The organism is Rhizobium rhizogenes NBRC 13257, assembly GCF_000696095.1.
Classification (GTDB): Bacteria; Pseudomonadota; Alphaproteobacteria; order Rhizobiales; family Rhizobiaceae; genus Rhizobium; species Rhizobium rhizogenes.
Genome location: NZ_BAYX01000004.1, coordinates 22,999 through 33,480, shown reverse-complemented (window position 1 = coordinate 33,480; position 10,482 = coordinate 22,999). Strand labels below are relative to the sequence as shown.

The 10,482-nt window shown below is 60.2% G+C and carries 6 protein-coding genes; 1 reads left to right on the top strand and 5 read right to left on the bottom strand.

The window, feature by feature from the left end; all coding sequences use genetic code 11:
* Nucleotides 1-272: 272 nt before the first annotated feature.
* From aidB to RRH01S_RS09640, 3 genes are all read right to left on the bottom strand, one after another.
* Complete coding sequence (gene aidB, locus RRH01S_RS09650; RefSeq protein ID WP_042471305.1) at nucleotides 273-1,094, bottom strand: AidB family quorum-quenching N-acyl homoserine lactonase; 822 nt, start codon at nucleotides 1,092-1,094, stop codon at nucleotides 273-275.
* 82 nt (nucleotides 1,095-1,176) lie between these two features.
* Nucleotides 1,177-4,638: a pyruvate carboxylase gene (gene pyc, locus RRH01S_RS09645; protein WP_007692354.1), complete on the bottom strand. Its 3,462-nt coding sequence runs from the start codon at nucleotides 4,636-4,638 to the stop codon at nucleotides 1,177-1,179.
* Between the two features lie 114 nt (nucleotides 4,639-4,752).
* The gene (locus RRH01S_RS09640) at nucleotides 4,753-5,493 is read right to left on the bottom strand and encodes a helix-turn-helix transcriptional regulator (RefSeq protein WP_007692356.1); all 741 of its coding nucleotides are present in this window, start codon (nucleotides 5,491-5,493) and stop codon (nucleotides 4,753-4,755) included.
* A 369-nt stretch (nucleotides 5,494-5,862) separates the two neighbouring features.
* Here RRH01S_RS09640 and RRH01S_RS09635 point away from each other — a divergent pair, with 369 nt between their 5' ends.
* Nucleotides 5,863-7,632 (top strand): glucan ABC transporter ATP-binding protein/ permease, encoded by a 1,770-nt coding sequence (locus RRH01S_RS09635; RefSeq protein WP_007692358.1) that lies wholly within the window; start codon nucleotides 5,863-5,865, stop codon nucleotides 7,630-7,632.
* Nucleotides 7,633-7,880: 248 nt separating this feature from the next.
* On the opposite strand, the gene RRH01S_RS09630 is transcribed toward RRH01S_RS09635, so the two are convergent.
* Complete coding sequence (locus RRH01S_RS09630; protein WP_042471301.1) at nucleotides 7,881-8,972, bottom strand: porin; 1,092 nt, start codon at nucleotides 8,970-8,972, stop codon at nucleotides 7,881-7,883.
* 344 nt (nucleotides 8,973-9,316) lie between these two features.
* A complete protein-coding gene (locus tag RRH01S_RS09625) occupies nucleotides 9,317-10,474 on the bottom strand; it encodes an OpgC family protein (RefSeq protein ID WP_042471781.1) in 1,158 nt (385 codons plus the stop codon).
* Nucleotides 10,475-10,482 lie beyond the last annotated feature (8 nt).

Here is a 10,482-nt window from a genome sequence, read left to right as displayed (position 1 = left end):
TCGACGATCTGGGTTCTTCCGCCTATTTGCCAGAGGCAGATTCCTGCATCCCGCGAATAAACTCATAGATTCGGGATTGTCGTCTATAAAGTGATTTACGCATACTTCAGATTTTCAGTTCGCGCTCCCACTGAACTTTGAGAGATAGTGTGACGATGAAGCAACAATGTCATCTCGGCATGGTCGATTTGGGCTTCATCGTCCACACGCACAAATCAATCGGATCTTCTGCAACAGGCATGGCGACGGGATAGGAGCAAATTGGCCGGGTTTCACACCGGCACGATCCGATAGCCCTCTGAGGCCCGTTCCACGCGGCCGAAGCCGGTGATATGGCCGCCGGCGACAATCCAGCCTTCGCGGACGGCGTGTTCCAGCGTAGCCTGACGCGTTTGTACCGCCATCTCGGGGTCGATATCGTAAATCAGGCCGATCTTCGGATCGCCGGGTTGAAGGTCTTCCAGATGCAAGGTGTCGCCCCAGATCAGAAGATCCTTGTCCCCGCCGCGCACCAGATAGCCGGTGTGGCCGGGAGTGTGACCCGGCAGAGGGCGGGCCTCTATGCCGGCGAGCACCGGGCCATCAGGAAGCTGCCGGACTCGGGACCCATAGACGCGGACGAGTTGCTCAGCCACCTTGAAGCCACCGCGGCGCGCCTCAGGTGTTGCCTCTCGAACGGCCGGATCGGTGAAAAAGGCAAAATCCCTGGCCGGCACGACTATTTCGGCATTCGGGAAATACGAAGCGTCTCCGTCGAACAGGCCGAGTGCATGATCGCCATGGATATGGGTCAGCAATATCAGCCGTATCTGGTCCGGCGTAATGCCGGCCTCCTGCAACGCCGACCGCGCATGGCCGTATTTTGGTCCCCACGCAGTCCCGGTACCGGCATCCACCAGAATGATGCCGTCGGCGCTGCGCAGGGCAAAACAGTTTACATCCACCTGAAGCATCGGCTTGCCCAACGCTTCGATCGCACGCTGCCGGGCCGGACTGCCATCCGCATGGATCAGCACCTGCGCTGGCGCTTCGAAGACACCGTCGCGCAAAAGGATAACGTCATACTGCCCGAAATGCCGGAGACTGTCTGTCATTGATGCGATCTCGCCTTGAAGGCCAGGTTCAGGAAAAGGCCGGCCCGAGAGCCATCCCTTTCCTTTGTCTTGTGACGGACGATCAAGCCCCGTAGACGACCAGCAAGTCCTTTGCGTCGATCTGGTCGCCGGCAAGCACGAGGACTTCGGTTATGGTGCCGTCCTTCTCCGCATGCAGTGCCGTTTCCATCTTCATCGCTTCGATGGAGACGAGCACGTCGCCAGCCTTGATGGCCTGACCGGGGGTGACGAAGACGCGGGAGATGACGCCCGGCATCGGCGCGCCGACATGCGCGGCATTGCCGGGCTCCGCCTTGCGGCGCACGGCACTGCCCGAGGCGCCATGGGCACGGTCCGGCACCTTGATGCGACGCGGCTGGCCGTTGAGCTCAAAGAACACCGTCACCATGCCCTTTTCATCGGTCGCCGTCATCGCCTGGTTGACGACCACCAGCGTCTTGCCCTTCTCGATCTCCGCAAAGAGCTCGCCGCCTTCCTTCAAGCCGTAGAAATAAGCAGGCGTCGGCAGCACCGAGACCGGGCCGTAGGTATCGGCGGCCAGCGCATAGTCGGTGAAGACCTTCGGATACATCAGGTAGGAAGCGAATTCGAAGTCATCGACCTTGCGCTCCAGCTTGGTCTCGATGACCTTGCGCTCGGCATCGAGATCGGCCTCGGCCAACAGCGAACCCGGGCGCACCGTATAGGGTGCCTCACCCTTCAGCGCCTTCTTCTGCAAGGCCACCGGCCATCCGCCCGGCGGCTGGCCGAGATCGCCCTTCAGCATCGAGACCACCGATTCCGGGAAGGACACTTCGCGGTCGGGATTGACCACGTCGGCAACCGTCAGATCCTGGGAGACCATCATCAGCGCCATGTCGCCGACCACCTTGGAAGAGGGGGTGACCTTGACGATATCGCCAAACATCTGGTTGGCGTCGGCATAAGCCTGCGCCACCTGATGCCAGCGGGTCTCGAGACCGAGCGAGCGCGCCTGTTCCTTGAGGTTGGTGAACTGGCCGCCTGGCATTTCATGCAGATAGACTTCCGAGGCCGGCCCCTTGAGATCGCTCTCGAAGGCCGCGTACTGATGGCGTACCGCTTCCCAGTAGAAGGAGACCCGGCGGATCCATTCAGGATCGAGGCCCGGATCGCGCTCAGTGCCCTTCAAAGCTTCGACGATCGAGCCGAGGCAGGGCTGCGAGGTATTGCCGGAAAGCGCATCCATCGCCGCATCGACCGCATCGACGCCCGCGTCCACGGCCGCCAGCACCGTGGCGGCGGCAATGCCCGAGGTATCATGCGTGTGGAAGTGGATCGGCAGGCTGGTCGCCTCGCGCAACGCCTTGAACAGCACCTTGGCAGCGGCAGGCTTCAGAAGCCCGGCCATGTCCTTCAGCGCGATGATATGGGCACCGGCCTTTTCCAGTTCGACGGCGAGATCGGTATAGTACTTCAGATCATACTTCGGACGGGCGGAGTTCAGAATATCGCCGGTATAGCAGATCGCCGCCTCGCAGAGCTTGTTCTCCTCGATGATGGCATCCATCGACACGCGCATGTTCTCGACCCAGTTCAGGCAGTCGAAGACGCGGAAGAGATCGATACCGCCCTTGGCGGCTTGGCGGACAAAGTATTTGACGACATTGTCGGGATAGTTGGTGTAGCCGACGCCGTTGGCACCACGCAAAAGCATCTGCAGAAGCAGGTTCGGCGCGCCCTCGCGGATCAGCGACAGGCGCTCCCACGGATCTTCGGTGAGGAAGCGCATGGAGACGTCGAAGGTGGCGCCGCCCCAGCATTCCAGCGACAGCAGTTGCGGCAGAGCGCGGGCATAGGTCCCGGCGACCTGGGCGATATCGAAGGTCCGCATGCGGGTGGCGAGCAGCGATTGATGGCCGTCGCGCATCGTCGTGTCGGTCAGAAGCACGCGCTTCTCATTGCGCATCCATTCGGCGAACTTCTGCGGACCGAGCTGGTCGAGCCGCTGCTTGCTGCCGTCGGGAACTTTGCCGTCAATATAGGGCAGAATAGGCTCCGAGGCCTTCGGCGACGGCGCGGGCCGGCCACGGGCTTCCGGATGGCCGTTGACGGTGACGTCGGCCAGATAGGTGAGCAGCTTGGTGGCGCGGTCCTGGCGCTTGACCTGCTGGAACAGCTCCGGCGTCGTATCGATGAAGCGCGTCGTATAGCTGTTATCGCGGAATTTTGGGTGGGTGATGATCGCTTCGAGGAAGGTGAGGTTGGTCGCCACGCCGCGAATACGGAATTCGCGCAGCGCCCGGTCCATGCGGGCAATCGTCTCGTCCGGCGTCGAGGCCCAAGCGGTCACCTTGACCAGCAGCGGATCATAGAAGCGGGTGATGATCGCGCCCGAATAGGCGGTACCGCCATCCAGACGAATGCCGAAGCCGGCAGCCGAGCGATAGGCGGTGATGCGGCCGTAATCGGGAATGAAGTTATGTTCCGGATCCTCGGTGGTGACGCGGCACTGCAGGGCATGGCCATTGAGGCGGATATCCGCCTGCTTCGGCACGCCCGATTCCGGCGTGCCGATGGCAAAACCGTCGAGGATGTGGATCTGCGCCTTGACGATGTCGATACCGGTGACAACTTCGGTCACCGTATGCTCGACCTGGATGCGCGGATTGACTTCGATGAAGTAGAATTTGCCGGTATCGGCATCCATCAGATATTCGACCGTGCCGGCGCCGACATAACCGGTCGCACCGGCGATCTTCAGCGAATAGGCGGCCAGTTCCTGGCGCTGCGCGTCCGTGAGATAAGGTGCAGGCGCGCGCTCGACGACCTTCTGGTTGCGACGCTGGACCGAACAGTCGCGCTCGAACAGGTGCACGACATTGCCATGGGTGTCGCCGAGAACCTGGCTTTCGACGTGGCGCGCACGCTCGACCAGCTTTTCCAGATAGACCTCGTCCTTGCCGAAAGCGGCCATCGCCTCACGCTTGGCTTCCGTCACTTCCTTGGCGAGATCCTTGGGATCACGGATGGCACGCATGCCGCGACCGCCGCCGCCCCAGGAGGCCTTGAGCATTACCGGATAGCCGATCTCCTCGGCCATCTTCGCCACGAGCTTCATATCGTCGGGCAGCGGTTCGGTGGCAGGCACGACCGGCACGCCAACCGAGATCGCCAGGTTGCGGGCCGCGACCTTGTTGCCAAGCTGGCGCATCGTATCTGCGCGCGGGCCGATGAAGATAATGCCGGCGGCATCGCAGGCGTCAACGAACTCGGGGCTTTCCGACAGGAGGCCGTAGCCCGGATGAATGGCGTCGGCACCGGACAGCTTGGCGACACGGATGATCTCGTCGATCGACAGATAGCTTTCGATCGGCCCGAGGTCGCGGGAAAGATGCGGGCCGCGGCCGACCTGATAGCTCTCGTCCGCCTTGAAGCGGTGCAATGCCAGTTTGTCTTCCTCGGCCCAGATGGCGACTGTTTTAATCCCGAGCTCATTGGCAGCGCGAAATACGCGAATGGCAATCTCGGAACGGTTGGCAACCAGGATCTTGGATATGGGCAATGCAGTCTCCTCACGGCATCGAAACGGGCAATGCTGCACCCGCGAAGAGAATTCTTAACTTCTTGTCACGGGAAGTTCAATTTCCCGTAGCGTCAGAAATCAAAATAGTTGCGGCTATGGAACAAGTCCGTTTCTGAAGGCGATTGCGACGATATGCTGGCGGTTCCGGGCGTTCAGCTTGTCCTGGATGCTATTCATATACCAATCGACGGTGTGATTGGAGATCTTGAGCGTGCGGCTGATATCCATCGAGGTCATACCTTCCGCCAGATGATTGAGCACCTCGATCTCGCGCCTGGTCAGCTTGGCCTCGATCGCGGGGGCTTCCTCAAGCGGCCGTGCCTCGTCACGCAACTCCAGAAGCCGCCAGAAGACTTTCTTGGCAACGGCGTCGAACAGCGAAAGTTCGGCGGGCGACAGATCGACCGAATTGCCGCCGATCGTCATCGTGCCGAGCAGGCCGCTGCGCCCGAAAATGGGAAAGATATAGCCGTCGACGAGCCCGTTGGCTCGGGCATCGGCCATCATCTGCTCCATACGGCGGCGGAGCGGATCACCCTTCAGCGCCGCCATCGCGTCGCGCCAACGGAAAGGCCGCTGCGCCTGGCCGAGATAGCGCATGGTCGGATCGACCAGCACATATTTCCGGGCGACATAGGTAAGCGGCCATTTGTCTGGCCAACGACCCGCAAGCATGACGCTGACAATGTCGACCGCCGGCCGCGGATGCCTCAGCAGACCATAGAAATCGAACTTATAGGAGCGCAGCACCGACTCGAGTTCCGTCACGACATTCTTGGGCTGATTGCATTCTTCAACGACCACAAGCAATTGCATTAACGAATGAATATTCACACATACCCCCTGGCCCGAAAAGCCTGGTTCCTCGTCGACGGACGCCCCACCGATATCCGCACCGCCTCCGGCACGGCGGATGGCGGGCAAACATACTCGGATCGAAATAAATTTGAACGTCTGTGGCGAGAAATTCAGAATTCAACTTCGCATAGCAATCGCTTCGCCGCGCGACAATGCTAATGTAAGAAAGTATTCCTGAATCCTCATACTTCTCAAGTGGCCGAAGGGCTGTCCTGGCGACCAGGCGCGTAACCCATGAAATTTCCTCTGAAAAAGCAGCGCCGGATTCCGTTAATCGCCGGTTCAGGTAGCAATCTGTAGTGTCGCCAACATTCCGAAATTGCTGATGCACAGAGGTTGCCAGACGTGTCTCTTTTCAAAGTCTATGCAAGAGCCCTGAAGTATCTTGGCGCGTATCGTTACCGCGTGTGGATGGTCGTTGTCGCCAACATCGCGTTGGCGATGACCACGATCTATGAGCCGGTTCTGTTCGGCCGCATCTTCGACGCCATCGGCAAGAAAGAGCCCGTGACGCCGACCATGATGCTGTGGGCCGGCTTTGCCGTCTTCAGCGCGGTCGCCTTCATCATCGTTTCCCGCGAGGCGGACCGCCTCGCCCATGGCCGTCGCGCATCGCTGCTGACGGAAGCCTTCAGCCGCATCATCTCCATGCCCCTGTCCTGGCACAGCCAGCGCGGCACGGCCAGTGCGTTGAACACGCTGCTGCGTGCCTGTGAAGCCCTGTTCGGCCTGTGGCTCGAATTCATGCGCAATCACCTGACGACGGCCGTCGCCCTCGTCGTGATGATCCCGACCGCCATGGCCATGGACTTGCGCCTGTCCGCCGTCCTCGTTCTGCTCGGTATCTTCTACTGGATCATCGGCAGTGTGGTCATGAACCGTACCAAGGACGGCCAGACCTCGGTCGAAAGCCATTACAACACCGTCTTCTCGCATGTCAGCGACTCGATCAGCAACGTCTCGGTGCTGCACAGCTACAACCGCATCGAAGCCGAAACCAAGGCGCTGAAGTCCTTCACCGAACGCCTGCTTGCCGCTCAGTATCCGGTCCTCGACTGGTGGGCGCTGGCCGGCGCGCTGAACCGCACCGCCTCGACCATTGCGATGATGGCGATCCTCATGATCGGCACCGTACTTGTCCAGGGCGGCAGCCTCAGCATCGGCGCGCTGATCACTTTCATCGCCTTCGCCAACGTACTGATCGGTCGCCTGGAACTGCTGCGCAACTTCGCCAACCAGATCTTCGAAGCCCGCGCCAAGCTGGTGGACTTCTATACGCTGGAAGATTCCGTCCGCGACCGTGAAGAGCCGGCTGGCCTTGCCGAGATCAAGGACGTCAAGGGTGAAGTCGAGTTCCGCAACGTTTCCTTCGGCTTCGGCAACAGCGCCCAGGGCCTGCACAACATCAACTTCACGGTGAAGGCCGGCCAGACCGTCGCTATCGTCGGCCCGACCGGCGCCGGCAAGACGACGCTGGTCAACCTCCTGCAGCGTGTCTACGATCCGCAGGGTGGCCAGATCCTCGTCGACGGCAACGACATTACCAAGGTGACACGCAAGTCGCTGCGCCGCTACATCGCCACCGTCTTCCAGGATGCCGGCCTGCTGAACCGTTCGATCAGCGACAACATCCGTCTCGGCCGCGAGGGTGCGACCGAAGAAGAGATGATGCGCGCTGCCGAAGCGGCCGCCGCCAACGACTTCATCGAGACGCGTGAAAGCGGCTACGAAACCCGTGTCGGCGAACGCGGCAACAAGCTCTCCGGTGGCGAACGCCAACGTATTGCCATTGCCCGCGCCATCCTCAAGGACGCGCCGATCCTCGTGCTCGACGAGGCGACCAGCGCGCTCGACGTGGAGACGGAGAACAGGGTCAAGGCGGCGATCGACAATCTGCGGCAGAACCGCACGACATTCATCATCGCCCACCGCCTGTCGACGGTTCGCGAGGCCGATATCGTCCTCTTCCTCGAAAACGGACGCGTTATCGAGAATGGCAGCTTCAGCGCGCTCAGCCAGAGCAACGGCCGCTTTGCCGCCCTGCTGCGCGCCAGCGGTATCCTGACGGACGAGGAAGTCCGCAAGGCACATACCACGGAACACGAAGCCGCCTGATCATTCGCATGGGGCCCAAAGTCGAAGCCGGGGGAGCAATGCTCCCCCGGTTTTTTTTGCGCGAGTGCATTCGCACTGGCAAAAGCCTCTGGGAAACACAAGAAAGGCCCGGCAGGGAAAACCGGACCTTTCTCCTTCTCTGATCGGAGGTCAAATCGGTCATGACGTCAGCGGAGTTATGACGGACGTCAAACCGGTTATGATTTGGCATCAAGCCGGGTAGGAACGGCCTGACGCCCAGGATCAGATTAGAACTTGCGCTCGAAACGCAGAGCGCCTGTCCACTGGTCGGTATTGGCAGCATCGTAACGCATGTAGGTAAGTTCCGGCGTGACGACCAGATCCTTGACCGGACGCCAGGCCAGGTTCGTCGTCGCCTGCAGAATGCCGCTGTCGGTATAGGCGACCATCGTGGTGTTCTGCAGCTTCGGTGTGAAAGTGTAGCTGAAGCCGGTCCAGAAGGCCCAGTCACCCCATCCGCAGTCCGCGCCATTCTTCGGGCAAGCCGCCGCATTGGTGTTGAGGAAGGATCCGGCATATTTGTTCAGCTTGTCGCCATCCGTATTCCAGCCACCCATGAAGAACGGCTTGAATGCACCGAAGTCACCATCGATACGCGCCTTGATGGCACCCTCCTCGACGACGGAATCATAGCCGCCGACGATCCTGAACTGGAACATGCTGCCCTTATAGCCGGCACCAGCCACGACGTCCGGAGCGTAGTGATCAGACTTTCCGGTCTGCCATGCGCCGCGATAGGAAGAGCTATTTGCCGAGGAATTGGAATCTTCCAGCGACACCAGCGCGGTAAAGCCGTTGCCGGAATCATATTTGTAGGTGAGCTGGTTCAGCTCCTTCGGACCTTCATAGACCACCTCGTCGTTTATGAGACTGGTCGTGTAGCCCATGTACATCGTATATTGGGAGTCGAGCTTGCCGACGGTGAAGCCACCGAGGCTGATATTGGCAAACAACAGCCGGGCGTTGGTCGTGCCGCCATCCTGCCAATCCCACCGGTAAACGGTGTTGGTCTTGAGCGGACCATATTCCGTATCGGTCGCTGTATCGAAGGAAAGCTCCGCGCGGGTATGCCATTGCGTGCCGATGTTGCTTGCCGCGTTCCTCGGATCCTTCCAATAACCCTCGGTACGGACCTTGCCGCCGACCTTCAAACAGGTTTCTGTGCCGGGAATGAAGAAATATCCCGCGCCAAAAGCATCGCAAATGCGGACATATTCCAGCGGTTCCGGCTCGGCGGCCACGATGGCGTCAGCCGCCTGCGCTCCCGAGACGGCGACCAGGGCGGCAGCGGAACCGAGAAGAAGACTTCTGATATTCATAGATCACTCCAATCCAGTAGCGATTGGGCTTGAGTCATCGCGCCGAAAATTCGACGTTCCCTACCCCATTCCCGTTTTGACGATCCCCACGATTGCGTCACACACCCATTCGGGCGCGTGTGGCGCCGGGATGGCGTTACTCCCCGAGCACCGCCACGGCGTCGATGTAGGCGCTTAAGTTTTGCACAACAAGATTTTGAACAATGGAATTTTCGCAGCTTCGTACCGAAACGCCGCCGCGTTGCAGAAACATCACGTCACATATCGTTCACGAAAGTGTCGTGAATGGATTTTCTTTGGGAATTAATCTGTTGCCCATTGCGGCACTGAAGGCACCAAGCGGATTATCGACGCTGCTCGATCCGCAACGGCAAAGGCAGCGCAGCCGCTGCCGTCTTGGTGGGACGATTGCTGGCGGTATCCAGCCGCTTGTGCTCCAGATAATAGGCATAGGCAAACTGCAGGACAATGCCGACGACGACATAGGCGGCGCCGACGGCCGGATCCTTCTCGGTAACATAGAGAATGACCTGCCCCGCCATGGCGAGGATGGTGCCGGCAACGAAGATGCTGAGGGAATGCCGCCCGAGGATCGCTAGCGGATGGTCGGCCGGCCGGCGCAGTGCACGCGAGACCGATGGTATGCAGATGATGAGATAGGCGAGCGCCAGCACATGCAGCAGTCGCGGCAGCGACAGGAACGTCTTGTCGAAACCGGTGATGACCGGGGGCAGACCGAGCGCGGCCAACTGGTCGCCTAGCACCCAGAGCTTGTCGGTGACCCAGATGAAGGACAGCATGACATAGGCGAGCGACAGCGCGAACAGGATCGGGTTATAGGCAATCCGACCACCGCGTTTCACATGCATGACGGCAACGAAGCCGATGACGAACAGGAACTGCCAGGAAAGCGGGTTCAGGAACCAGAAGCCGTCGAGCAGCGTCGTATGCGGCGCGATCTGATAGATGCCGGCCAGCAGCCAGACGCCAGCGGAAGCCAGCAGCAGAAACAGCGGGCTTCTCGCCTCCACCACCAGCATCAGCGGCAGCATCAGGAACAGCGCCCCATACATCGGCAGGATATTGTTATAGCCGATCTGATGGCCGAGCAGCAGCAGGGCTTGAATGCCACGCGCCGGATTCATCAGCACCGCGAGGATGTTCACCTCGCAGAGCAGGCCCACCTGGCGGAAGATCCAGGCGCCGGAGATGAACAGCACCAGTGTGATGAAGGTGGTGATCATATGCGCCGTATAGAGCGTGAAGGCGCGCTTGACCGCCTTCCAGGCTGTCAGGAGCCGATTGCCGGGCTTGAAGCGCGTGCCATAGGCGAGGCCGACCGAGATGCCGGAGATCAGCACGAAGGCTTCGGCGCCATCGGAGAAGCCGAAATTCTTCGTCGTCAGATGCTCGAAGAACTGACCGGGAACATGGTTGATGAAGATCGTGATCAGAGCCAAAGCCCTTAGAACATCCAGCCTCGTATCGCGCCCCGTCGACATCTTCGGCG